The sequence below is a fragment of the Streptomyces aureocirculatus genome, from assembly GCF_000720475.1.
Lineage (GTDB): Bacteria > Actinomycetota > Actinomycetes > Streptomycetales > Streptomycetaceae > Streptomyces > Streptomyces aureocirculatus.
Genome location: NZ_JOAP01000003.1, coordinates 166,998 through 192,359 on the forward strand (window position 1 = coordinate 166,998; position 25,362 = coordinate 192,359).

Genomic DNA, 25,362 nt, shown 5'->3' on the forward strand with positions numbered 1-25,362 from the left:
GTGTGGTCAGTCCTTGTGGTCGGGGAGCGCGACGTTCAACGCCCAGGACACGATCGAAATGATCAGGCCACCCAGTACGGCGGTCCAGAACCCCTCCACGTGGAAGCTGACGTCCAGCTTGTCGGCGAGCCACGAGGTGAGGAGCAGCATCAGGGCGTTGACCACCAGTGTGATCAGGCCGAGTGTCAGGATGAACAGGGGGAAGGTCAGGACCTGAACGATCGGCTTGACCAGGAAGTTCACCAGGCCGAACAGCAGGGCGACCGCGAGCAGCGTGAGAGTCTTCTTGCCCGTGCTGTCGCCGGTGAGCGTGATCTTGTCGAGCAGCCACACCGCGACGGCCAGGGCCACCGCGTTGGCGAGCGTCTTGACTACGAAATTCTTCATGTGTCTGATCGTGGCAGACGAAGGTCAACAGTGGCCGGTACGCGACCTGGGGCAAGGGGCAGACAGAGCGATGAAGGCTTTCCGACTGGACGAGCTGGAAGCGGAGCGGGCCGCGAACGACGGCGCGTATCTGCAATTTCTCCGTGAGCGAAACATGTCGGTAGGGCTGTACGCGCTGAATGCGGGCGAGAACGACCCGCAGCAGCCGCACCGGCAGGACGAGGTGTACATGGTCGTCAGTGGCCGGGCCTCGATAACGGTCGGGATGGAGACGACGGAGGTCGCGCGCGGCAGTGTCGTGTACGTGCCGGCCGGGGTGCCCCACAAGTTCCACCACATCAGCGAGGACCTGCGGGTTCTGGTCGTGTTCTCGCCGCCGGAGCGGTGAGCAGGGACGGGGCAAGGCCCTCCCCGAGCACTCAGGCCCTCCCCGAGCGCTCACCCTCCCCGAGCACCCGGCCCCGGGCCCAGGTCTCGGGGCTCCGGTCTCGGGGCTCCGGTCTCGGGGTTCCCTAGGGGGAGAGTCAGGGGAGGACAAGGGCTCACGCCGCCCCGAACTGGCTTTTTCCGCCTTAGCATCGAATGCGTGAAGTGGGAAATCTGCACATGAGCGGAGTTCCCGGAAGCTGCGGAGAAAGGTGAGGCAAGGCAATGCGAGAGATCTTCGCGGGTATGCCGTGGTGGGTGAAGTGGATCGCGGTGCCGGTCATCGCCCTGGTCGTCTTCGGCAGCCTGATAGCGAGCGTCATCGGCTTCGTCTTCAGCCTGCTCTTCAAGCTGCTGCTCTTCGTGGCCCTGGTCGGCGGAGTCGTGTACGTGGTACGGAAGTTCATATCCAGCTCATCGGCGTCACGCAGCGACTGGTGAGGGGGCAAACGCCGATTCCCTCCCCAGGGGGAAGTTTTCCGCCACGGCGCCCCACGCCGCGGGCCAGGGGCTAGAGTCCGAAAACCGACGCGGGGCCACCCCCGCAGGCGGGCCCACTGCGCCACTCTCATGCCTCCGGGCAGGAGTGGACCCCCATGTGCTCCGGGAGTGACCCATGGCCGCGGTTGACGACGCACCCCGTGACACCCAGCCGAGCGACCGCGCAGGTGAAGCACCTTCGAGCGATGGTGGCCCGTCAACTCCGCCGAGCAGTAAGCGCGTTCCACCGCCCCCTCTCAGAGGATCCGCCACCACCACAGCGCCCAAGGGTGTCGGCCCCACCCTCATCGGCTCCGTGCAGCGTGCGATGCGTCTCCTGGAGGCAGCCGCCACGCACCCGGACGGGGCGCCCGCGAAGCAGTTGGCCCGCGAGGCCGGCCTCGCACTGCCGACGGCGTACCACCTGCTGCGGACGCTGAACCACGAGGGGTACCTGCGCCGAGAGAAAGGGGTGTTCGTGCTCGGTGCCGCGACCGAGCGGCTCAGCGCCGGAGCGGCGGAGCAGAATCGTCGCGGCATGATCGCAGAGACCCTGGCGCACTGGTGTGAGCTCATCGGGGTGCCCGTGTACTTCGCGATCTACCGGGACGGTGAGATCGAAGTCGTGTCCGTGGCCGACACCGTGGGCAGTCCGGCGGTGGAGGAGTGGGCCGACTTCCGGGAGACGGGTCACGCCCACGCGATCGGGCAGTGTCTGCTCGGTCAACTCGACGACGAGGCGCGACGGAACCACCTGGATCGCCACCCGGTGCGCTCGCTCACGCCGAACACGGTGCGTGACGACAGGACGTTGCTGCGCCGCCTTGAAGCGCTGGGGCGGATGACTCCGGTGGTGGAGCAGCAGGAGTACGCGCTGGGGACGGTGTGCGCCGCCATTCCGGTCACGGTGGGCACGACCGCGGCCACGATGGCCATCTCGGTGCCGTCGTCGCAGGCCTACCGGTTGAAACCGGCGACGCGCCTGTTGCAGGAGGAGACGGGAAAGCTACTAAGGACACTCGCCTTCTCTATCAGCATCTGAAAACTCACTCCTTGTGATCTGGTGTGCACGTTAAGCAAGATGCCAAGAGTGTCAGGGAGTTGGTTCCTGCCACCTCAAAGCTACTGACGGGGTAGACGGCGATGCGAGAGTCGGTCCAGGCAGAGGTCATGATGAGCTTCCTTGTGTCGGAGGAGCTGTCGTTCCGTATCCCGGTGGAGCTGCGCTATGAGACGTGCGATCCCTATGCCGTGCGGCTGACCTTCCACCTCCCCGGAGACGTCCCGGTGACCTGGGCGTTCGGGCGGGAACTGCTGGCGGACGGGGTGGGCAGGGCGTGCGGGGACGGGGATGTGCGCATCTCACCCACGGGTGCCGATCCGTTGGACGAGGCGTTGATCCGGCTGCAAGTGGGGCATGACCAGGCCCTGTTCAAGGTGGGCATTCCGCCGTTGCTCGCCTTCCTCGACCGGACGGACAAGCTGGTGCCGCTGGGGCAGGAGCGGTCGCTGGTCGACTTTGAGACGCATCTCGACGAGGCCCTGGACCGGATCCTCGCGGAACAGAGCGCGGGCTGACCCGGCGTTCTCAACAAACCCTGGTATGTGGCAGATCAAGGCATTTCGTGGCACCTGGACCACGCCGGTGCCGGTGCCGGTCCCTGTGCCGTGGGATCACATCTTGCGGCGGCGGCCCTTGCCTGCCAGGGAGGGACGACGAGGTGCCGGGCGGCCCGGAGCGGCGGGGGGCATCGTTCCGGGCGGGGTCGAAGACGGGGGCGGGGGCGTGGAGGTGGACGTCGAGGAGGTGGCGGGGCCGGGGCGGTCGGCGGAGACGACCAGGGCCGCGAGCGCGGTGGTGACGGGGACGGAGGCGACGAGACCGATGGAGCCGATGAGGGTGCGGACGATCTCCTCCGCCACGAGCTCGCTGTTGGCGACGGTGCCGACACTGCTCTGGGCGATGGAGAAGAGCAGCAGGAGGGGGAGCGCGGCGCCCGCGTAGGCGAGGACGAGGGTGTTGACGACGGAGGCGATGTGGTCGCGGCCGATGCGGATGCCCGCGCGGTACAGACCGCGGCGGCCCATCGTCGGGTTGGCCTGGTGGAGTTCCCAGACCGCCGAGGTCTGGGTGACGGTGACGTCGTCGAGCACGCCGAGGGAGCCGATGATGACGCCGGCGAGCAGCAGGCCGCTCATGTCGATGTCGGGGTACAGGCCGTGGATCAGGCCGGTGTTGTCGTCCGTGTTGCCGGTGAGGGAGGCCCAGCCGATGAACAAGGAGCCGAGCAGGCCGATGAGCAGGAGGGAGACCAGGGTGCCGAGCACCGCGACGGAGGTGCGCGCGGTCAGACCGTGGCACATGTAGAGCGCGCACAGCATGATGGCGCTCGCCCCGACCACGGCGACGACGAGCGGGTTCGAGCCCTGCAGGATCGCCGGGAGGATGAAGAAGGTGAGGACCAGGAAGCTCACCGCGAGGGCGACCAGGGCCATGACACCCCGGAGGCGGCCCACGGCGACGACCGCGAGGGCGAAGATGCCGGCGAGCAGGGCCATGGGGAACTTGCGGTTCACATCGGTGACCGAGTACTGCAGGTCCTTGGGGGCCTTGGGCTCATAGGCGACCACCACGTCCTGGCCCTTGCGCAGTTGTCGGGGGGCGTCGGGCTGGACGATCTCCGTGAAGGTGCGGCCCTTGTCGGGTCCGCTGGTGACCTTGATCGTGGCTCTGCCGCAGGTGCCCTGGGTGCGGGCCTCGGCGGACTGGCCCTCGGCGGTGGAGGTGTCACCGCCCGGCGGGGTCTGCGAGGGGTTGAGGTCCTTGCAGGAGAGCTTGTCCAGCTTGGTCACGGTGGCCGAGTAGGTCTGCCGGTCGAAGCCGACACCGGTGCGCTCGTGGGCGGGCGCGCCGCCGGGCCACAGCACCACAAGGCCGACGAGGACCGCCGCGGCGAAGGGGATCAGGACGGCGGCGATGACCTTGCGCAGGTGCTGGGACACGGGGGCTGCGGGGCCATGGCTGTGGGTATGGCCGTGCGGCTCCGGGGTGGGGGGCCCGGTGGGCGTAGGTGTCGTCGTCACGGCCCGATCATCGCAAGAACGGTGGGGGCCCTCTGTTCACCGCGCCCGATGGGACGCTAGCGTGGGGGCACCTTTGCAATCGCGGGAGCTCGGAGCACCGGGCTGAGAGGGCGCTGACCTCCGTACGAACGGGCAGATACCGGTTCGGACCGTACGGAAACGGCTGCGTCGACCGCCGAACCTGTTACCGGGTAATGCCGGCGTAGGGAGTAGGTCTCATGACCACATCGGACGCACGCACGCCTGCCTCCAGCACCGAGGGTGCTGAGGGCGGGAAGTCCAACGGCTGGCACAAGGCATACGTGACGGGCCCGGAGGGCTCGCGCACGGATCTGCGGGTGCCGGTCCGCCAGGTGCACCTCACCAACGGCAAGGCCGTGACGCTGTACGACACCTCGGGTCCGTACACCGACCCCGACATCGACACCGACGTCCGCCGGGGCCTCGCACCGCTCCGGGAGAACTGGATCATCGCCCGCGGCGACACGGAGGAGTACGCGGGCCGTCCGGTCCGCCCCGAGGACGACGGCATCAAGCACACCTCACCCCGCGGCGGCCTCAGGAACCTCGACGCGGTCTTCCCCGGCCGCCCGCGCCAGCCGCGCCGGGGTCGCGCGGGCCAGGCGGTGACGCAGCTCGCGTACGCGCGGCGCGGGGAGATCACGCCGGAGATGGAGTACGTGGCCATCCGGGAGAACATGGCGCCCGAGGTGGTGCGGGACGAGATCGCCGCGGGGCGGGCCGTACTGCCCGCGAACGTGAACCACCCGGAGATCGAGCCGATGGTCATCGGCAAGAAGTTCCTGGTGAAGGTCAACGCCAACATCGGTAACTCCGCGGTCACGTCCTCCATCGAGGAGGAGGTGGACAAGATGACGTGGGCCACCCAGTGGGGCGCCGACACGGTCATGGACCTGTCCACCGGCCGGAACATCCACACGACCCGCGAGTGGGTCCTGCGCAACTCCCCCGTGCCGATCGGCACGGTGCCGCTGTACCAGGCCTTGGAGAAGGTCGACGGCCGGGCCGAGGAGCTGAGCTGGGAGATCTACAAGGACACGGTCATCGAACAGGCCGAGCAGGGCGTGGACTACATGACGGTGCACGCGGGCGTGCGCCTTCCGTTCGTGCCGCTGACCGCGAACCGCAAGACCGGCATCGTCTCGCGCGGTGGTTCGATCATGGCGGCGTGGTGCCTGGCGCACCACAAGGAGAGCTTCCTCTACGAGCACTTCGAGGAGCTGTGCGAGATCCTCGCCGCGTACGACGTGACGTACTCGCTCGGCGACGGCCTCAGGCCCGGGTCGATCGCGGACGCCAACGACGAGGCGCAGTTCGCGGAGTTGCGCACGCTCGGGGAACTCAACCGGATCGCCAAGCGTCATCACGTACAGACGATGATCGAGGGCCCCGGTCACGTCCCGATGCACAAGATCAAGGAGAACATCGACCTCCAGCAGGAGATCTGCGAGGAGGCGCCGTTCTACACGCTCGGCCCGCTGACCACAGACATCGCGCCTGCCTACGACCACATCACCTCCGGCATCGGAGCCGCGATGATCGGCTGGTGGGGCACGGCGATGCTCTGCTACGTCACGCCGAAGGAGCACCTCGGCCTGCCCAACCGCGACGACGTGAAGACCGGTGTCATCACGTACAAGATCGCGGCGCATGCGGCGGACCTCGCCAAGGGGCATCCGGGGGCGCAGGACTGGGACGACGCGCTCTCGGACGCCCGCTTCGAGTTCCGGTGGGAGGACCAGTTCAATCTGGCCCTCGACCCGGTCACCGCACGGGAGTTCCACGACGAGTCGCTGCCCGCCGAGCCGGCGAAGACGGCGCACTTCTGCTCGATGTGCGGGCCGAAGTTCTGCTCGATGAAGATCTCGCAGGACATCCGGCGTGAGCACGGCACGACACAGACGGAGATCGAGGAGGGCATGCAGCAGAAGTCGGAGGAGTTCGCGGCGGCGGGGAACCGGGTCTATCTGCCCTTGGCGGACTGAGCCCACAGCCACGGGGCAGGAACACAGGGCAGGAGCACGGGACAGGAGCACGGGACAGGATGGAAGGCGGAAGACGGTACCCTCGCGCCGCGGGGCTGGGCAGACTGGCCGCATGACTGCCAGTTCCCTGAGCAAGGGTGCCAACCTTCCCGTCGCCTCTCCCGCGGTACGCGCCGAGCTCGCCTGGTCCGACGGACCGGGCGTGCCGGCCGCCGACGCCTCCGCGCTGCTGCTCACCGCGGCCGGACGCGTGCGTGACGACGGCGACTTCGTGTTCTACAACCAGCCGCGGCACGCGTCCGACGCCGTACGCCACCTGGGGAAAAAGAGTGCCGACGGCGTCACGACGGACACGGTCGAGGTGGACCTGCGTGCCCTGGAGGGTGCGGTCGAGCGGGTGTTGCTCTGTGCCTCCGCCGACGGCGGGACGTTCGGCCAACTGACCGGGCTCACGCTGCGGCTCCGGGACGCGGCGACGCACGCCGAGATCGCGCGCTTCGAGATGACGGCCACCACGGAGACGGCCTTCATAGGCGGGGAGCTGTATCTGCGCGGCGGGCAGTGGAAGTTCCGCGCGGTGGGGCAGGGGTATGCCTCCGGACTCGCCGGGCTCGCCACGGACTTCGGCATCACCGTGGACGACGACCCGGCCCCGGCGCAGGCCTCCCCGCAGCCCGCCCCCGCCCCGGCGGCTCCCCCGCAAGCGACCGCCACGTTGGCTCCCCCGCAGCGGCCCGCCCGGCAGGCCGCCCCGGCGGGCGCCCCCCAGCCGTCCGCCCCGCCCGCACCCCCCGCGCCCCCGGGACCCCGTCTCAGCAAGGGCGAGGAGCGGCTCCCCGTCGACATGCGCAAGCGGCTCTCACTGCGCAAGGAGCAGGTGGCGGTCAGCCTGCGCAAGCACGGCGCGGAGGGCGTCACCGCGCGCGTGATCCTGGTGCTCGACGCCTCCGGGTCCATGTCGTTCCTGTACTCCAAGGGCATCGTCGCCGATGTGGTGGAGCGCATGGCCGCCGTCGCGGCGCAGTTGGACGACGACGGGGAGATGCAGGCCTGGACGTTCGCCTCGAACCCGGCGCGGTTGCCGGACCTGCTCATCGGGGAGCTGCCGGACTGGCTGCGGCTGCACGTCCGGGTCGGCGAGGTGGGTGTCTTCTACCGGCCCGGCAAGCGCAAGAAGGGGCTGCGGGACGATCAGGTGGACATGCGGGCCGTAGGCATCCAGAACGAGGAACAGAAGGTGATCGCCGAAGTACGGGCCTATGTACGGGAGAACCCGACCGCCGCCCCCACGCTGGTCCTGTTCTTCTCCGACGGGGGCGTCTACCGCAACGACGAGATCGAGCGGCAGCTCAGGGACGCGGTGGAGGAACCGGTCTTCTGGCAGTTCGTGGGCCTGGGGAAGTCCAACTACGGGGTCCTTGAACGGTTCGACACGCTGCCCGGCCGTCGCGTCGACAACGTCGGGTTCTTCGCGGTGGACGACATCAGCACCGTCCCCGACACGGAGCTGTACGACCGGCTGCTCTCGGAGTTCCCGGACTGGATGGCCGCCGCCCGTCGTGCGGGAATCCTCTGACCGGACGGGCTGAGGGGGGGGCAGGGGCGCACGAAAGGCGGCAACACCGTGCTGGGGCGGGCTTTCGCGCCGCCGCCCGCCGACAGCGGCGCGACGAAGCCCCTGGCGTCCGGGTGAACCGGGAGGCGATCCCGGTCGATCCCGGAAGCGACCCCGGTCGATCCCGGAGGCGACCCCGGTCGAACCCCGGACCGGTCCCGGTCGATCCGGTCAGTCCGGCTGGTGCTCGGGTCCGCCGTAGTCCGGGCTGGAGAAGTCCGGACTGGAGTAGCTCGGACGGGTCCCGGTGGTCGAGCCGCTCTCCGGGCTGCTGAATCCCGGCCTGTGGTAGCCGAGTTGCGGCATGCGCCCGGCAGGTCCCGGCGACGGCGTGCGGGTCGTGGACGCCGCTGTGGTGTCCGGGTCCGCGAGCGCCTCGCGCAGGAAGGGCAGGAGGCCCCGCTCGAGGAGCGCCTGGCACCAGGCTTCCCTGGCCCGTTCCACCGCCTCGTCCCGCTCATGGTGCGAGCCTGCCTGGAGAGAGGTGGAGCCGTTGCGCAGGGCGGTGAGGAGCAGACCGACCGCGGCGACCAGGATGGCGCCCGCCGTGAGCGCGCCGAACAACCACCCGGCGGTGAGCAGGGTGTCCGCGAAGGCGGGCTCGGGGTCGAGCATCTTCAGGATGTAGCCGACGAGCAGGAAGATCGCGGCGGCCGTCCCGGCGAGGACGGGCGCGAGCACCGCGACCACGGCGACCAGACCGGCGCCCGCGGTTTCGGTGACCTCGCCCATGGTGGTGGCGAGGCCTATACCGCCGGAGCCCGACTCGGACGAGTCGGATCCGGATCCGCTCCTTTCACGCATCGTTGTCGCGGATGAGGGCCTGGGGTCGCGCAGTTCCTCCCGGGCCTTCACATAGTGGTGGTACTCGGTCGCGGCGGCGGCCGTGATCAGTGCGGTGGCGTTGAGAGCCATGGTGCGCAACTGCTCGGGGTTGAGTCGCTGGCCCACCGCGGCCAGCTCCGGGCGGTTCGGTGCGGTGCGCAGCGCCTCATCGAGGACCCGCTCGTACTGGGGGCGGTCCTCATTGAGCAGGTGTGGAGCGCTGTTCATGTGCATCCCCCGATGCTCCGTAGGGCTTGGGGCTCGCATGGTTACGAGCCGTCGGGCAGAAACGGAGGGGAGCCTGCTACGGATAAGGCGATGGTAGAGCGGTGACGGCACGCGGTGACAGGGGTTATCAAGAATTGGCCCTCTGGCCAGCGAGATCCTGTAAGGCGGCACGTGCCCCGTGAACGTTCGGAATGAACGTTCAGTTCCCCAGAGGAAGTTGGCAGACCAGTAGCTTTCCGGCCATGGTCACACCGCCGTCCATGGCGATGGCCAGGCCGTCCGCGTAGATGTGCGGGCCCTCGATGACCGGGCGCCCGTCGTCGTCCCCGTCGTACTCGGAGCCGACCTCGCCGAGGAGGTAGGGGATGGGGCTGTGGCCGTGGACGATGCGGCTGCCGCCGTAGACGTCGAGGAGTTCGCGTACGGCGGCGGGGCCCGAGTCGTCGCGGAAGGCGAAGCGCTTGGTGAACTTGCGGAACAGGTCCCAGTACTCGTCCGCGTCGTTGCGGGTGAGCGCCTCGCGGATGGTGTCGTTGACCTCTTCGATCGAGTCGCCGTAGTCGAGGTAGGCGGTCGTGTCGGAGTGCACGAGCAGATGCCCGTCCTCCTCCTCGATGGCGTCGAGGCGGGCCATCCACTGCAGGTGGTGGTCCTCCAGGCGCTCCATGTCGGCCCGCTGGCCGCCGTTGAGGAGCCAGGCGGCCTGGAACGTGGCGGTGCCCGCGCCGGAGTTGACCGGGGTGTCCCCGAACTTCTTGGCGCCGATGAGCAGCAGTTCATGGTTGCCCATGAGCGCCTTGCAGTAACCGCCCGCGGCCGCGGCCTCCGCGGAAAGCCGCATCACCAGGTCGATGACGCCGATGCCGTCGGGGCCGCGGTCGGTGAAGTCCCCGAGGAACCACAGGCGCGTGTTGCCCGCGGACCAGGTGCCGTCGGCGTCGATCAGCCCCTCGGCCGCGAGGGCGGTGATGAGCTCGTCCAAGTAGCCGTGCACGTCTCCGACGACGTACAGCGGGCCCATGCCGTCGCCATCCGGGGCGGGCGGCGGCTCCGGCATCTCCTGCACCTCGACCTGCAGGGTGTCACCGCGGTTGATGACCGGGAGGTCGCGCTCGGTGGGCGTGTAGCCCTCCGGGACCTCATCGGCGGATCCGGGGTGTGCGGAGGCCTGCGTCTCGGTCCGCGCCTCGGCCTGCGGGGCAACCCCTACCTCCGTCTGCGGGGCAACCCCGACTTCGGCCTGCGGGGTGACCCGTACCTCGGCCTGCGGGGCGGCCTGCGCCTCGGCCTGCGGCGCGATCCGCATCTCTGGCGGCGCCACGGGGGGCGCCTGCTGCGGGTTCACGGGGGGCTGCTGCGGCTGGACCGCGTGCGGCACTGGGAGCGGCTGCTGGGGCTGTACGGACGCTTGCTGGGCCTGTACGGGCGCTACGGGCGCTTGCGGGACCCGTACGGGGGGCTGCTGAGGTGGCACGGACGCCTGCTGCGGCGGTACAGGCGCCTGCTGAGCCTGCGCGGGCGGAACCTGCCCCTGCCCGAGCCCCTCAGCGGGCGGAACCTGCGCGAAGCCCTGGTCAGGAGCAAACCCCTGGTCAGGGGCGGGCTCTGGCGTACCGTCCTGCCCCTGCGTGGCGGGCAGGTCGGTCTCGCGGACGCCTTCATAGACGTACGCGGGCACGCGGAAGTCGCGCAGCGTCGCCGTCCGCACCTCGGGTCCCTGACCGGCCCCCTGAGTCATCGACCCCTCCACCACCATTGCGCCGCATCTGCACCGGGATCGGACTGCCTGGTCGCAGCGGCCCGCGGTGTCGTCCGCCCATCATAGGAATGCGGCTGTCGCTGTGTGGCGCACCAGGGGTGGTGAATCGGTGCGCGAAACCGGTTCACTGCGGTTTTCTCCCGAATTGGCCCGAGGTTTCCCCCTGCTTTCCCGCAGGTGGCGGGCCCCGGGCCGGTCGGAGGGAGCGGGGTCAGCTCTGGCCCGGTGACCGCGGCGGGCTGACCGTCGTACGTGGCGGACGTCGCTCGGACGAGGTGCGCACGATCAGTTCGGTCGGTATCACCTGCTCGACGGGTCGTCCGGTGTCGAGCCCCTCGATGGCGTCGATGAGGAGCTGGACGACGGCGGTGCCGATGCGCCGTGGCTTCAGCGAGAGCGTGGTGATGGGCGGTTCGGTGGTGGCGTACACGGTGGACTCGCTGCAGCACACGAGCAGCAGGTCGTCGGGTACGCGCAGGCCGTAACGGCGGGCGGCGGCGAGCAGGTCGGTGCCGTTCGGGTCGAACAGGCCGTACACCGCGTCCGGCCGGTCCGGGCGGGCGAGCAACCGGTCGGCCGCGACGGCGCCCGCACAGGGGTCGTGCGCGGGGTAGGACTCGTACACCGGGTCCTGGCCGACGCGCTCGCACCAGCGCAGATAGGCGGTGGTGGAGAGATGGGTGTAGGTGTCCGTGGTGGTGCCGGTGAGCAGGCCGATGCGGCGTGCGCCGGCCGCAGCGAGGTGTTCGAGGATCTCCAGGACGGCGGCCTCGTGGTCGTTGTCGACCCAGGCCGTGACCGGGAGCGAACCGGCGGGGCGGCCGTCGGAGACCACCGGAAGACCCTGCCGCACCAACTCGCTGACCACCGGGTCGTGGTCGGAGGGGTCGACGACGACGGTGCCGTCGAGGGCGACGTTCGACCACACGTCGACGGGGCTGCGGCGCGAGGTGGCGGGGAGGATGACCAGGGCATAGCCCCGGGCGAGCGCGGCCGAGGTCGCGGCTCTCGCCATCTCCGCGAAGTACGCGAATTCCGTGAAGGTGAAAGGTTCATCCCCGTACGTCGTCACGGTGAGGCCGATGAGGCCCGACTTACCGGTACGGAGGGTTCGGGCCGCGGCCGACGGGCGGTAACCCAGGCGGTCGGCGACCTCTCGGACATGGCGTCGCGTGGCGTCGGGCAGTCTCCCCTTGCCGTTGAGGGCGTCTGAGACAGTCGTGATGGAGACACCGGCTGCTGCGGCGACGTCTCTGATACCCGCTCGGCTTTGCCGGTTGGCCCGGCGGGAGGTCTCCGCTCGGCTCACCTGGTGCTTCCCTGCTGCTGTCATGGCGAGCCGATAGTAGGGCTCATGGGGGTGGGTAGTGCGGACGCATATGCACCCGTTGACAGGCACGTTTCTGCATGGTGGAAGTTGCGCAATGACCTTGGAAACCCAGGGAGTTGGCCGCATAGTGAGGCATCGGTACCTTGTCGTCGTGCAAGGGCCTGCCAAATGGCCCAGGTCTCGAAGAGGTCTCAACTCACCTTCACGGGTGATGCGCGCCACGGAGTGAGCCACCGGCGCGTGCCAGAGCGGGACGCGCTCCCCCTTGCGCCGCGCGCTGCCGCCCCCAGGACGATCCCCCTGCGCTGCGCGCTGCCGCCCTCCAGGACGGGCCTCCAGGACGTCCCCCAGGACGGGCCCCTTGGGTGGGTGCTCCCCGGGCGTGGGTCGGTGCCGTTGTCCGGACCGAGACCGACAGCCCATTCGCAGCGGCGCCGAATCCTCATAAGGTGAGAATCATTGAAGTTCGGATGATCACGAGGAGGACCGCGGTGAGCGAGACGAGCCCGAGGCTGCGCGCCGAGCTGGAGGGTATCCCCACCTACAAGCCGGGCAAGCCCGCCGCGGCCGGCGGCCCGGTGGCCTACAAGCTGTCCTCGAACGAGAACCCCTACCCGCCGCTGCCCGGCGTCATGGAGAGTGTGCTCGCCACGGCAGGAAGCTTCAACCGCTACCCCGACATGGCCTGCACCGGCCTGATGAGCGAGCTGGCCGACCACTTCGGCGTGCCCGTCTCGCACCTCGCCACCGGCACCGGTTCCGTCGGCGTCGCCCAGCAACTGGTGCAGGCGACCGCGGGTCCGGGTGACGAGGTGATCTACGCGTGGCGCTCCTTCGAGGCGTACCCGATCATCACGCAGGTCAGCGGTGCCACGTCGATACGGGTGCCGCTGACGACGGGCGAGGTGCACGACCTGGACGCGATGGCCGCCGCGATCACCGACCGCACGCGCCTCATCTTCGTCTGCAACCCCAACAACCCCACCGGCACGGTGGTGCGCCGCGCCGAGCTCGAACGTTTCCTGGACCGGGTGCCGGGCGACGTCCTCGTCGTACTCGACGAGGCGTACCGGGAGTTCATCCGCGATCCCGAGGTACCGGACGGCCTGGAGATCTACCGTGACCGGCCGAACGTCTGCGTGCTGCGTACGTTCTCCAAGGCCTACGGCCTCGCGGGCCTGCGGGTCGGCTTCGCGGTCGGCCACGAGCCGGTGGCCGCCGCGCTGCGCAAGACGGCGGTGCCCTTCGGCGTGAGCCAGTTGGCACAGGACGCGGCGGTGGCCTCGCTGCGTGCCGAGGACGAGCTGATGGAGCGGGTCGGCGCGCTGGTGGGCGAGCGCACACGGGTGGTCGACGCGCTGCGCGCTCAGGGCTGGACGGTCCCGGAGACGCAGGCGAACTTCGTGTGGCTGCGCCTGGACGACCGTACGGTCGACTTCGCGGCGGCCTGTGAGAAGGCCGGGGTGGTCGTGCGGCCGTTCGCGGGCGAGGGGGCGCGGATCACGATCGGGGAGACCGAGGCCAACGACATCTTCCTCCAGGCCGCGGAGACGTTCCGCAAGGAGCTGTAGCCGGAGCGGCCCGATCCCGGAGCTGCCGGACCCTTAGCGGCCCGATCCCGGAGCTGCCGGACCCGGAGCTGCCGGACCCGGAGCCTCCGGACCCGGAGCGGGCCGCACCTCGAAGTGGCCTGAACCAGAGCCGGACCGGAGCCGGACCGAAGCCGGACCGAAGCCGGACCGAAGCCGGACCGAAGCCGAGCCGAAGGGGCCGACGGCAGGAGACTGTGCCGTCGGCCCCTTCGGCGTGCCCGCTCCCGGGCGCCCGCGCAGCCGCCCACCTCGTTCCCCGCGGTAAGGGGGACCCCCAGTTCGGAGATCGTCCGCTCGTACGACATAATGCTTGTGAATGTGAACGCGTTCACAAGCGTGTCCTACTTGCTCCGAAGATGTCCCTGACAAAAGGAGCAAAACGCCGGTTCGGCCACGGCATGTAAGGAGAAGTCGACGTGGACCTGGCTCTGGCGCCGGAAACCCTGGCGCGATGGCAGTTCGGCATCACCACCGTCTACCACTTCCTCTTCGTCCCCCTGACGATCTCCCTGGCCGCCCTCACGGCGATCCTTGAGACGGCCTGGGTGCGGACGGGCAAGGAGCACTACCTCAGAGCCACCAAATTCTGGGGCAAGCTGTTCCTGATCAACATCGCGATGGGCGTCGTCACGGGCATCGTGCAGGAGTTCCAGTTCGGCATGAACTGGTCCGACTACTCGCGCTTCGTCGGTGACGTCTTCGGTGCCCCGCTGGCCTTCGAGGCGCTGATCGCCTTCTTCTTCGAGTCGACCTTCATCGGCCTGTGGATCTTCGGCTGGGACAAGCTCCCGAAGAAGCTGCACTGCGCCACCATCTGGATGGTGTCGATCGGCACCATCCTGTCGGCGTACTTCATCATCGCCGCGAACGCCTTTATGCAGCACCCGGTCGGCTACAAGATCACGGAGCGGGACGGCAAGAACCGCGCCGAGCTGACCGACTTCTCCAAGGTGCTGTTCCAGGAGACGGCGCTCGTCAACTTCTTCCATGTGATCGCCGCGTCGATCCTGGTCGGCGGCGCCTTCATGACCGGCATCGCGATCTTCCACCTGCGCAAGAAGCAGCACATCCGCACCATGCGGATGTCGCTGCGTCTCGGCCTGGTCACCGCGTTCGCCGGCACCCTGCTCACCGTCATCAGCGCCGACACCCTCGGCAAGGTGATGTACGAGCAGCAGCCGATGAAGATGTCGGCCGCCGAGGCCCTGTGGGAGTCCGAGAAGCCCGCACCGTTCTCGATCTTCGCGTACGGGGATGTCGCGGAGGGCCACAACAAGGTCGCCATCGAGGTGCCGGGCATCCTGTCCTTCCTCGCCAAGAACGACTTCAGCTCCGAGATCCCCGGCATCAACGACCTCAACCGGGAGGCGCAGGAGAAGTTCGGCCCCGGCGACTACCGGCCGAACATCCCCACCGCGTACTGGTCCTACCGCTGGATGATCGGCTTCGGCGGCGTCTCCATGGCCCTGTGCACCGCCGGGCTCTGGCTCACCCGGCGCAGGTTCTGGCTCGCCCCGGAGCACCGCACCGGCGCGGACGACATACCCAAGCTGATGCTCACCAAGAACAAGGAGCTGGCGCCCAGGATCGGCATCTGGTGGTGGCGTCTTTCGCAGTGGACGCTGATCTTCCCGCTCATCGGCACCGCCTGGGGCTGGATCTTCACCGAGACCGGCAGGCAGCCCTGGGTCGTCTACGGCGTCCTGCGCACCGAGGACGCGGTCTCCCCCGGCGTCTCGCAGGGCGAGGTGCTCACCTCGCTGATCGTCTTCACCCTCATCTACGCGATCCTCGCCGTCATCGAGGTCCGGCTGCTGCTCAAGTACGTACGCCAGGGACCGCCGCAGCTCACCGAGGCCGACCTCAACCCGCCCACCAAGATCGGCGGCCCGCCCGGTGGAGCGGGTGCGGACACCGACGCCGAGGCCGAGGCCGACCGGCCCATGGCCTTCTCGTACTGATGGCCTGCTCGTACTGAAGGAGAACAGGCGACATGGAACTTCACGACGTCTGGTTCGTGCTCATAGCCGTCCTGTGGATCGGCTACTTCTTCCTCGAGGGCTTCGACTTCGGAGTCGGCGTCCTCACCAAACTGCTCGCCCGTGACCGCACCGAGAAGCGGGTGCTCATCAACACCATCGGCCCGGTCTGGGACGGCAACGAGGTGTGGCTGCTCACGGCGGGCGGCGCGACCTTCGCCGCCTTCCCCGAGTGGTACGCGACGCTGTTCTCCGGCTTCTATCTGCCGCTGCTGATCATCCTGCTCTGCCTGATCGTGCGCGGTGTCGCCTTCGAGTACCGCGCGAAGCGCCCCGAGGAGCGCTGGCAGACCAACTGGGAACACGCGATCTTCTGGACCTCGCTGCTCCCGGCGTTCCTGTGGGGCGTGGCCTTCGGCAACATCGTGCGTGGCGTCAAGATCGACGCGCGGAAGGAGTACGTGGGCAACCTCTGGGACCTGCTCAACCCGTACTCGCTCCTGGGTGGCCTGGTCACCCTGTCGCTGTTCACCTTCCACGGCACGGTGTTCACGGCCCTGAAGACGGTCGGCGACATCCGGATGCGGGCACGGAAGCTGGCGCTCGCCCTGGGCCTGGTCACCGCGGTGCTCGCGCTCGGCTTCCTCCTCTGGACGCAGGCCGACAACGGCGACGGCAAGAGCCTGGCCGCGATGGTCGTGGCGGTGGTGGCCCTGGCCGCGGCCGTCGTGGCGATCAAACTCGGGCGCGAGGGCTGGTCATTCGCCCTCTCGGGCGTCACGATCGTCGCCGCCTTCGCGATGCTCTTCCTGACGCTGTTCCCGAACGTCATGCCGTCGTCGCTGAACGAGGACTGGAGCCTCACGGTCACCAACGCCTCGTCGACCCCCTACACCCTGAAGATCATGACCTGGTGCGCGGGCGTCGCGACGCCGATCGTGCTGCTCTACCAGTCGTGGACGTACTGGGTGTTCCGCAAGCGGATCGGTACGCAGCACATCGCGCCGGACCCGCACGCGCCGAGCCCCCGGACACCCGGACCGCACCCGACCGGCCCGCACGAGCCCGGGCCGCACGAGCCCGAGCCGCACGCGGTCGACGCCGCACGCTGACGACTTCGTGGCGAGGTCGTGCGTGGAGGTGACGAGGTAACGCGAGACTTCCGTGACGATGCCGCGCGTACAGCTAAGGTGACGAGACTGTGCACAGAGCTTGCGTGGCGAGGCCAAGTACTGACCCAACTCGACTGACGCACAAGCTCCTTGGGAGGGTGTGTTTCACGTGAAACCGATCGACCCGCGCCTGTTCCGGTACGCGCGTGCCACCCGGTTCTTCCTCACCGCCGTGGTGGTCCTCGGCCTGGCCGGCGCGGGCCTTGTCGTCGCCCAGGCGATGCTGATCGCCGAGATCGTGGTGGGCGGCTTCCAGGACGGGCTCGACGCCGGTGACCTGAGTAAGCCGCTGCTTCTGCTGGCGGTCGTCGCGGTGGGCCGGGCGCTGGTGGCATGGCTCACCGAACTCGCCGCGCACCGGGCGAGCGCGGCGGTCAAGTCGGAGCTGCGCGGTCGGCTCCTGGAGAGGGCGGGGGAGCTCGGTCCCAGTTGGCTGACCGGCCAGCGGACGGGCTCGCTGATCACGCTGGCGACCCGGGGTGTGGACGCGCTCGACGACTACTTCTCCCGCTATCTGCCGCAACTGGGCCTCGCGGTGGTGGTCCCGGCCGCGGTGCTCCTGCGTGTGGTCACCGAGGACTGGGTGTCCGCGGCGATCATCGTCGCGACGCTGCCGCTGATCCCCGTCTTCATGATGCTGATCGGCTGGGCCACGCAGGCGCGGATGGACCGCCAGTGGCAGCTCCTTTCCCGTCTCTCCGGCCACTTCCTGGACGTCGTCGCGGGTCTGCCGACGCTGAAGGTGTTCGGCCGCGCCAAGGCACAGGCCGAGTCGATCCGGAACATCACCGGGGAGTACCGGCGCGCGACGATGCGCACCCTGCGCATCGCGTTCCTGTCGTCGTTCGCCCTGGAACTCCTCGCCACCATCTCGGTGGCGCTCGTCGCCGTCACCATCGGCATGCGGCTCGTCCATGGCGACATGGAGCTGTACGACGGTCTTGTCGTCCTGATCCTCGCGCCCGAGGCGTATCTGCCGCTGCGGCAGGTCGGGGCGCGGTACCACGCGGCGGCGGAAGGGCTTGCCGCGGCGGAGGAGATCTTCGGGGTCCTGGAGACCCCGGTTCCGGCCGGGGGGACAGGGCCGGTGCCCGGGCGGGGCGGGCTGCGGGTGGACGACCTCACCGTGCGGTACCCGGGGCGGGCGGAGGACGCCGTCCGCGGGGCGTCGTTCTCGGTCGCGGACGGGGAGACGGTGGCCCTTGTGGGGCCGAGCGGCTGCGGTAAGTCGACCGTGCTGAATGTTCTGTTGGGCTTCGTCCGGCCTACGCGGGGACGGGTGCTGGTCGGTGACGGCGAGCTGGGTGCCAGTGATCTCGGTGACGTCGATCTGGAGCGGTGGCGGGAGCAGGTCTCCTGGGTGCCGCAGCGGCCGCACCTGTTCGCGGGGAGCATCGCGGACAACGTCCGGTTGGCTCGCCCCGGGGCGGACGACGCGGACGTGGCCGACGCGCTGCGTGCGGCGGGGGCCTGGGAGTTCGTGACCGGGTTGCCCCAGGGCGTCGAGACCGTCCTGGGGGAGGACGGGGTCGGGCTTTCCGCCGGGCAGCGGCAGCGGGTCGCTCTGGCGCGGGCGTTTCTGGCCGACCGGCCCGTGGTGCTGCTGGACGAGCCCACTGCCGCGTTGGACGGGGAGACCGAGGCGGGAGTTGTCGCGGCGGTCCGGAGGTTGGCCGTCGGGCGAACCGTGGTCCTTGTCGTCCACCGGCCTGCGTTGCTTGCTGTGGCCGACAGGGTGGTACGGGTGGGCGCCGACGTTGACGGTGCCCGGGGGGTTGGGCTGTGCCCACCCGTCCCACCCTGCGGGACGATCGCCCGTAGCGGGGGCGAGGTGGTTGCCCGCAGTGGGGGCGGCGGGGGCGAGGTAGTTGCTCGCAGCGCTCGTGGGAGCGGGGGCTTTGTTCGTGAGGGGAGTGAAGGGGTCGGCTCCGAGGGCGCGGGTGCCTGGGGGGAGTCGGAGCGTGGGGTGCTCGCTCGGGTCAGGGAAGCGGCGCGGGAGCGCAAGGGGCGGCTGGCGCTGGCGCTGCTGCTGGGAAGTCTCGCCCTCGGGAGTGCCGTGGGGCTCATGGCCACCTCCGGGTGGCTGATCTCGCGGGCCTCGGAGCAGCCCCCGGTGATGTACCTGATGATCGCCGTCACGGCGACCCGCGCCTTCGGCATCGGGCGGGCCTGCTTCCGCTATGCCGAGCGGCTGGTGTCGCACGACGCGGTCCTTCGGATGCTCGCCGATACCAGGGTCGCCGTGTTCCGGCGCCTGGAACGCCTCGCCCCCGCGGGTCTGCGGACGACCCGCCGCGGTGACCTGCTGTCCCGCCTCGTCGCCGACGTGGACGCCCTCCAGGACTACTGGCTGCGCTGGCTGCTGCCCGCAGGCGCCGCGGCCCTCGTCAGCGTCGGCGCCGTCGGATTCACCGCGTGGCTGCTCCCGGAGGCGGGGGCCGTCCTGGCGGTGGGGCTGCTGGCCGCCGGTGTCGGCGTGCCCCTCGTCAGCGGGGCCGTCGCCCGGCGCGCCGAACGCAGGCTGGCCCCCGCGCGTGGTGTGCTCGCCACCAGGGTGTCCGACCTGCTCACCGGCACCGCCGAGCTGACGGTCGCGGGCGCCCTGCGCGGCCGTACCGACCGGGCGAAGGCCGCCGACGCGGAGCTGACCCGGATCGCCGCGCGGACGGCGGGTGCCACCGCGCTCGGCGACGGGCTCGGCGCCCTGGCCATGGGCCTGACCGTGGCGGCGGCCGCACTCGTCGGCGTCCAGGGCGTGCACGACGGCCGGCTCAGTGGCGTGGCGCTCGCCGTGGTCGTCCTCACCCCTCTCGCCGCGTTCGAGGCGGTGACCGGGCTGCCGCTCGCTGTCCAGTACCGCCAGCGCGTCAAGAAGAGCGCCGAGCGGGTCCACGAGGTCCTCGACGCTCCGGAGCCCGTACCGGCTCCTGCCGCCCCCGCGCGGGGCGAGGCGACCGCCGCCCTCGCGCCGGGCCGGGCGGCAACCGAAGCCCCCGTGCCGGGCCAGGTGACCGGAGTCCTGGCGTCGGGCGAGGTGACCGGAGTCCCGGCGCCGGGCGAGGTGACCGGAGTCCCGGCGTCGGGCGAGGTGACCGGAGTCACGGCGCCGGGCCTGGCAACCGAAGTCACGGCGCCGGACCCGCGGGCACCCTTCCCCCTGCGGCTCCAAGCGGTGCACGCCCGCTACGACGGGCAGGACCGCGATGCCCTGGCGGACGTCTCGCTCACCCTGGAGCGCGGCCACCGCGTCGCCGTCGTGGGCCCGTCCGGATCCGGCAAGACGACGCTCGCCCATGTGCTGCTGCGCTTCCTCGGCACCGCGGGCGGGACGTACACGCTGGGCGGCACGGACGTGGCGGCGCTCGACGGCGACGCCGTGCGCCGCTCCGTCGGGCTGTGCGCCCAGGACGCGCACGTCTTCGACAGCACCGTGCGCGAGAACCTGCTGCTCGCCCGCAAGAACGCGGACGACGGCGAGCTGTACGCGGCGCTCGCGGCGGCACGCCTCGACGGCTGGGTGCGGTCCCTGCCCGACGGGCTCGACACGCCGGTCGGCGAGCACGGCGCCCGGCTCTCCGGCGGACAGCGGCAGCGCCTCGCGCTCGCTCGCGCGCTGCTGGCCGACTTCCCCGTCCTCGTGCTCGACGAGCCCGCCGAACACCTCGACCTGCCGACCGCCGACGCGCTCACCGCCGATCTGCTGGCGGCCACCGAAGGGCGCACCACGGTGCTCATCACGCACCGTCTCGTCGGACTCGACGAAGTTGACGAGGTGCTCGTCCTGGACGCCGGGCAGGTGGTGCAGCGCGGGACGTACGACGAGCTCCTGTCCGTCGACGGGCCGCTGCGGCGGATGCAGGAACGGGAATCGGCGGCGGACCTGCTGACCGCCGTGGGCGGCTGAGCGCCTGCGGTCGCGTGCCGGTAGCTGCGTGCCTGCGGCTGCGTGCCTGCGGTTGCGTGCCTGCGGTTGCGAGCCCGCGTCCGCGAACCGGCGGTTGCGAGCCCGCGTCCGCGAACCGGCGGTTGCGAGCCCGCCACCGCGAACCGGCGGTTGCGAGCCCGCCACCGCGAATCGACGGCTGCGAGCCCGCCTCAGCGATCCGCCTCCGCGAACCGCAGCCCAAGCAGATCGGTGGCTCACGGGCCGGTAAGGGCTCGACTTTCCCCGGCAAAACGGACTTACTACTCTCAAGGCATGCCCGTCCCCCCGGCCTCCACCCCCGCCCCGCCCCCCGACGGCGCCCCGGACCCGGCGAAGGCGGCGGCCCGGGCGACCCACGGTCCCCCGGGGCTTTCCACCGAGCTGACCGCGCGCGTACCGCAGCTCCTGGAGGCGATGCGTTCCGTCGGCACCGGGCTCGAACTGCACACCACCCTGGACCGCATCTGTGAGACCGCGGCCGAGCTGACGGACGCCCGTTACGCGGCGATCGGCGTCGTCTCCGAAGACGGCGACGGGCTCTGCGACTTCGTCTTCACCGGCATCGACGAGGCCACCGCCCGGCGCATCGGCCGACTACCCGACGGCCACCGCGGGCTCCTCGGTGCGCTCATCCACCAACCGGAGACGCTGCGCCTCGCCGACCTCGCCGGAGACCGGCGCTCCTGCGGCTTTCCCGCCCACCACCCGCCGATGAGCAGCTTCCTCGGGGTGCCGATCCGCGTGCAGGGCGAGATCTTCGGGAACCTCTACCTCACCGAGAAGCGCGACGGCGAGTTCAACGACTACGACGTGCACATGGTGCGCGTACTGGCCACGGAGGCCGGGATCGCGATCGGCAACGCGCGCCTGTACGAGGCCGCCAAGCAGCGCGAGCGGTGGATCGACGGGTCCGTGGCCGTCACCACGGCGCTGCTTTCGGGTTCCGACGCCGACGAAGCGCTCGCGGTCGTCGCGGAGCAGGCGCGCCAGTTGGCGGACTCGGCCGCGGGCATCGTGCTGCTGCCCGACGAGGAGGGCGGCATGGAGATTGTCGCCGTGTCCTCGGACCGGCCGAGCGCGGCCCTCGGCGTGACCGTGCCCCCGGAGAGCCGCATCGTCGCCGATCTGCTCGACGGGCGGGCCGTGTTCATCGACGACGCGGCCACGGACCCGCGCATCATGACCGACCTCGCGCGCGGCTACGGACCCGCCATGATGCTGCCGCTGCAGAGCGACGGCCGGGTCCTCGGGACGCTCGTCACGCCCCGCGCGCGGGGGGCACGGCCGTTCACGGAGGCGGAGCGGACCCTCGCCACCCAGTTCGCCTCGCAGGCCGCGCTCGCCCTGATGATGGCCGAGGCGCAGCGGGACCGGGAACGGCTGGCCGTCTACGAGGACCGCGACCGCATCGCCCGCGATCTGCACGACCTGGTCATCCAGCGGCTCTTCGCCACCGGGATGATGCTGGAGGGCGCCCAACGGCGGTCCCTCGTGCCGGAGGTCCAGCAGGGCGTCGGCAAGGCCGTGGACGAGCTTGACGTGACGATCCAGGAGATCCGCACGGCGATCTTCGCGCTCCAGCAGGGGCCCGCGGAGGCCCCCGCGGGACTGCGCACCCGGGTCCTGCGCGAGATCAACATGGCGGCGGTACCGCTCGGTTTCAAGCCCTCGCACCACTTCGCGGGCGCCGTGGACGCGCTCGTCGGCGAACTCACCGGCAAGAACCTCATCGCGGCACTGCGCGAGGCCCTGTCGAACGCGTTCCGGCACGCTCAGGCCGACCGTATCGACGTCGTCGTCGACGCCACGGTGCTCCTTCCCGACGGACAGCGGGGCGTACGCCTGACCGTCGCCGACGACGGCGTCGGCATCAAGGAGGGCGGTCGCCGCAGCGGCCTGAGGAACCTCAAGCGGCGCGCGGAGTCCCTCGGCGGCGACAGTTGGTACGGCCCTGGCATCGGTGCGCACGGGGGCGGCGCGACCGTGGTGTGGCAGGCACCGCACTGAGGGCCCACCCCTGTTCGGCGGTACGGGCGTGCCCCGTACGGGTCACGAGGTCCCCCGCGCGTACGAGTCGGCAGGATCGCCGGCCGTGCGTAGGGGCAACGATCCGGGACATGCGTCCATCGTCCTGCCGCCCGCTCGTCGTCCCGCTCCTGCTGTGCGCGTCGGCCGTCCTGACCGCCCTGTGCATGCCACCGTCGGCGGCCGCGGACGGCGACGACGGCGCCGCGGGCCCTGACGTCCCCACCGCGGGTGCCGCGGTGACCCACCTCTACGAAGAGGCGCAGGCGGCAACCGTGCGCTACGAAGAGGGCGAACGCGCGGCCGACGCCCAGCGCGCCCGCGTCCGGCGCCTTGACCGGCTCCTCGCCGAGGAGCAGCACGCGGTCGCCGTGTTGCACGAGGACCTGGGGCGGATGGCGAGCGCCCAGTACCGCACCGGGGGCGGGCTGCCGCTCACGGCCCGGCTGCTGCTCGCGGACGACCCCGAGCAGTTGCTGCGCGGCAGGCGCGTGGTCGGCCAGGCGGACCTGGCCGTCACCAACGCCGTCGAGAGGACACAGCGAGCCGTGGCCCGGCTCGGCGTCGCCAAGCGGTCCGCCGACCGCGCCCGCCACGTCCTCGACCGTCGCACGGCACACCTCGGGCGCCTGAAACGGGACATCGAGGAGAAGCTGGAGTCGGCGCGGTGGCAGTTGCAGGGCGAGGCGGACCGGTCGGCAGCGGCGGGCCGGTGCCGGGGCGCCGTGCGGCACGCCCAGCCGCCGTCGTCGTCCACGCGCGCGTGGGTGTCGCCCGTGGAGTCGTACGAGCTGTCCGCGGGCTTCGACAGCGTGGGCGAGCGGTGGGCGGGCCGGCACACCGGGCAGGACTTCGCCGTGGGCATCGGCGCTCCGGTGCGGTCGGTGGGCGACGGCCGGGTGGTGCGGGTGGCTTGCGGCGGCGGCTTCGGCATCGAGGTCGTGGTGCGGCACGAGGACGACTCGTACACGCAATACGCGCACCTGGCATCCGCCGCTGTCGACCAGGGGGAGCTGGTGCGCGTCGGCCAATGGATCGGGCAGGTCGGCACCACCGGCAACTCGACAGGGCCCCATCTGCACTTCGAGGCTCGCCGCACGCCCCACCACGGCTCGGCCGTGGACCCGGTGGAGTGGCTGGCGGAACGGGGAGTCGACCTCTAGCCGCCTCGGGGCCCTTCGGCCTGTGTGGGGCTCCCTGGTCCGCTGCCGGGCAGTCTGGTCCACTGCCGGGCCACGTCCGGTCCGCCACCCGCCCGCGTCCGGCCCGCCGCCGGTCCCTCCGGTCCGCCACTTTCCCGCGTCCGGCCCGCCGCCGGGCCCTCCGGTCCGCCACCCGGCCGTCTGTCCGCCGCCGGGCAGCGTCTGGTCCCCCTGCCGGGCAGTCCGTCCCGCTGCCGGGCAGTCCGGTCCGCCGCCGGTCCCTCCGGTCCGCCACCCGCCCGCGTCCGGTCCGCCACCGGTCCCTCCGGTCCGCCGCCCGGCCTTCTGTCCGCCGCCGGGCAGTCCGTCCCGCTGCCGGGCCGCGTCCGGTCCGCCACCCGCCCGCGTCCAGCCCGCCGCCGGGCCTACCGCTGCGCCAGGATGCGTTCGATGACGACCGCCACGCCGTCCTCGTTGTTGGCCACCGTGCGGCCGGACGCGGCGGCGATCACGTCCGCGTGGGCGTTGCCCATCGCGTACGAGTTACCGGCCCAGGTGAGCATCTCGATGTCGTTCGGCATGTCTCCGAAGGCGACGACTTCCTCGTGGCTGATGCCGCGCTCGGCGCAGCACAGGGCGAGCGTGCTGGCCTTGGAGACGCCCGGGCCGCTGATCTCCAGGAGGGCGGTCGGGCTGGACCGGGTGACCTCCACGAGGCTGCCCACGGCGATCCGGGCGAGCGTCAGGAAGGCGTCCGGGAGGATCTCGGGGTGATGGGCGAGGACCTTCAGTACGGGCTGGTCGGCGCCGTCGGACTCGGCCGCGAGCAGCTTCTCCGCGGGTGCCACGCCGGCGGCGGGGTCCAGGTGCAGCGGCGGGTAGGCAGGCTCGTGGTGCACCCCGCCGGTCCGCTCGATCGCGAACGACGTGCCGGGCGCCGCCGCGCGCAGGATGCCGACGACTTCCAGGGCCGTCGCGGGCGCCACGTCCCGCACCTTCACGAAACGGTGGCTGCCGGGGCCGCCGTGCAGGTCGACGACCGCCGCGCCGTTCCCGCAGATCGCCAGGCCGTGGCCGTGCACGTGGTCGCTGACGACGTCCATCCAGCGGGCCGGGCGTCCGGTCACGAAGAAGACCTCGATGCCCGCGGCCTCGGCGGCGGCCAGCGCGGCCACGGTGCGCTCCGACACGGATTTGTCGTCGCGCAGCAGGGTGCCGTCCAGGTCCGTGGCGATCAGCCGGGGCGGGACGGAGGGGGCCGAGGGCCGGGGCCGGGGGGTGGTTGAGGTCACGTACGCGATTGTCCCGCATATGCGCGCACGGCTGTGTGGCGGGGCGCACATCTGAGTACGCCACACACCCATGCACCCCTGCCGCCCCTCACGCC

At 70.7% G+C, this 25,362-nt stretch carries 17 protein-coding genes and 1 pseudogene; 12 read left to right on the forward strand and 6 right to left on the reverse strand.

What is annotated here, in order from left to right; all coding sequences use genetic code 11:
• Positions 1 to 6: 6 nt before the first annotated feature.
• Positions 7 to 387, reverse strand: a complete 381-nt coding sequence (locus IG78_RS0103885) for a phage holin family protein (RefSeq protein ID WP_030559739.1) — start codon at positions 385 to 387, stop codon at positions 7 to 9.
• 70 nt (positions 388 to 457) lie between these two features.
• Here IG78_RS0103885 and IG78_RS0103890 point away from each other — a divergent pair, with 70 nt between their 5' ends.
• The 4 genes from IG78_RS0103890 (at position 458) to IG78_RS0103905 (ending at position 2,871) form a co-directional block, all read left to right on the forward strand.
• A complete protein-coding gene (locus tag IG78_RS0103890; RefSeq protein ID WP_030559740.1) occupies positions 458 to 775 on the forward strand; it encodes a cupin domain-containing protein in 318 nt (105 codons plus the stop codon).
• 263 nt (positions 776 to 1,038) lie between these two features.
• Complete coding sequence (locus IG78_RS0103895) at positions 1,039 to 1,254, forward strand: DUF5326 family protein (protein WP_030559741.1); 216 nt, start codon at positions 1,039 to 1,041, stop codon at positions 1,252 to 1,254.
• A gap of 355 nt (positions 1,255 to 1,609) precedes the next feature.
• On the forward strand, positions 1,610 to 2,335 hold the full coding sequence (locus IG78_RS0103900; RefSeq protein WP_037685033.1) for an IclR family transcriptional regulator: 726 nt from the start codon (positions 1,610 to 1,612) through the stop codon (positions 2,333 to 2,335).
• A gap of 101 nt (positions 2,336 to 2,436) precedes the next feature.
• Positions 2,437 to 2,871 carry an SsgA family sporulation/cell division regulator gene (locus IG78_RS0103905; RefSeq protein WP_030559744.1) on the forward strand — a complete coding sequence of 145 codons (435 nt, stop codon included), beginning with the start codon at positions 2,437 to 2,439 and terminating at the stop codon, positions 2,869 to 2,871.
• A 96-nt stretch (positions 2,872 to 2,967) separates the two neighbouring features.
• Here IG78_RS0103905 and IG78_RS0103910 read toward each other — a convergent pair whose 3' ends face one another.
• Positions 2,968 to 4,377 carry a YibE/F family protein gene (locus IG78_RS0103910; RefSeq protein WP_030559745.1) on the reverse strand — a complete coding sequence of 470 codons (1,410 nt, stop codon included), beginning with the start codon at positions 4,375 to 4,377 and terminating at the stop codon, positions 2,968 to 2,970.
• A 218-nt stretch (positions 4,378 to 4,595) separates the two neighbouring features.
• Here IG78_RS0103910 and thiC point away from each other — a divergent pair, with 218 nt between their 5' ends.
• Together thiC and IG78_RS0103920 are read left to right on the forward strand one after the other, a co-directional pair.
• A complete protein-coding gene (gene thiC / locus IG78_RS0103915) occupies positions 4,596 to 6,383 on the forward strand; it encodes a phosphomethylpyrimidine synthase ThiC (protein ID WP_030559746.1) in 1,788 nt (595 codons plus the stop codon).
• 112 nt (positions 6,384 to 6,495) lie between these two features.
• Positions 6,496 to 7,959, forward strand: coding sequence for a VWA domain-containing protein (locus tag IG78_RS0103920; protein ID WP_030559748.1), 1,464 nt, complete (start codon positions 6,496 to 6,498; stop codon positions 7,957 to 7,959).
• Between the two features lie 210 nt (positions 7,960 to 8,169).
• Here IG78_RS0103920 and IG78_RS0103930 read toward each other — a convergent pair whose 3' ends face one another.
• From IG78_RS0103930 to IG78_RS0103945, 3 genes are all read right to left on the reverse strand, one after another.
• The gene (locus IG78_RS0103930) at positions 8,170 to 9,057 is read right to left on the reverse strand and encodes a hypothetical protein (protein WP_030559749.1); all 888 of its coding nucleotides are present in this window, start codon (positions 9,055 to 9,057) and stop codon (positions 8,170 to 8,172) included.
• Between the two features lie 193 nt (positions 9,058 to 9,250).
• Positions 9,251 to 10,357 carry a metallophosphoesterase gene (locus tag IG78_RS41680; RefSeq protein ID WP_078964790.1) on the reverse strand — a complete coding sequence of 369 codons (1,107 nt, stop codon included), beginning with the start codon at positions 10,355 to 10,357 and terminating at the stop codon, positions 9,251 to 9,253.
• Between the two features lie 664 nt (positions 10,358 to 11,021).
• The gene (locus IG78_RS0103945) at positions 11,022 to 12,143 is read right to left on the reverse strand and encodes a LacI family DNA-binding transcriptional regulator (protein ID WP_030559753.1); all 1,122 of its coding nucleotides are present in this window, start codon (positions 12,141 to 12,143) and stop codon (positions 11,022 to 11,024) included.
• A gap of 488 nt (positions 12,144 to 12,631) precedes the next feature.
• On the opposite strand from IG78_RS0103945, the gene hisC reads away from it, so the two are divergent.
• From hisC to IG78_RS0103975, 6 genes and pseudogenes are all read left to right on the forward strand, one after another.
• The gene (hisC, locus tag IG78_RS0103950) at positions 12,632 to 13,711 is read left to right on the forward strand and encodes a histidinol-phosphate transaminase (protein WP_030559754.1); all 1,080 of its coding nucleotides are present in this window, start codon (positions 12,632 to 12,634) and stop codon (positions 13,709 to 13,711) included.
• Positions 13,712 to 14,148: 437 nt separating this feature from the next.
• Positions 14,149 to 15,693: a cytochrome ubiquinol oxidase subunit I gene (locus IG78_RS0103955; protein ID WP_030559756.1), complete on the forward strand. Its 1,545-nt coding sequence runs from the start codon at positions 14,149 to 14,151 to the stop codon at positions 15,691 to 15,693.
• A gap of 32 nt (positions 15,694 to 15,725) precedes the next feature.
• Positions 15,726 to 16,727, forward strand: a pseudogene (gene cydB / locus IG78_RS0103960) (cytochrome d ubiquinol oxidase subunit II); the annotation flags it as partial.
• Positions 16,728 to 16,992: 265 nt separating this feature from the next.
• Positions 16,993 to 20,787, forward strand: a complete 3,795-nt coding sequence (gene cydD / locus IG78_RS41685) for a thiol reductant ABC exporter subunit CydD (protein ID WP_037685041.1) — start codon at positions 16,993 to 16,995, stop codon at positions 20,785 to 20,787.
• Between the two features lie 294 nt (positions 20,788 to 21,081).
• Positions 21,082 to 22,815, forward strand: a complete 1,734-nt coding sequence (locus IG78_RS0103970; RefSeq protein ID WP_030559760.1) for a GAF domain-containing sensor histidine kinase — start codon at positions 21,082 to 21,084, stop codon at positions 22,813 to 22,815.
• 110 nt (positions 22,816 to 22,925) lie between these two features.
• On the forward strand, positions 22,926 to 23,996 hold the full coding sequence (locus IG78_RS0103975; RefSeq protein WP_030559761.1) for a murein hydrolase activator EnvC family protein: 1,071 nt from the start codon (positions 22,926 to 22,928) through the stop codon (positions 23,994 to 23,996).
• A gap of 404 nt (positions 23,997 to 24,400) precedes the next feature.
• On the opposite strand, the gene IG78_RS0103980 is transcribed toward IG78_RS0103975, so the two are convergent.
• Positions 24,401 to 25,267: an HAD hydrolase family protein gene (locus tag IG78_RS0103980; protein WP_030559762.1), complete on the reverse strand. Its 867-nt coding sequence runs from the start codon at positions 25,265 to 25,267 to the stop codon at positions 24,401 to 24,403.
• Positions 25,268 to 25,362: the final 95 nt, after the last annotated feature.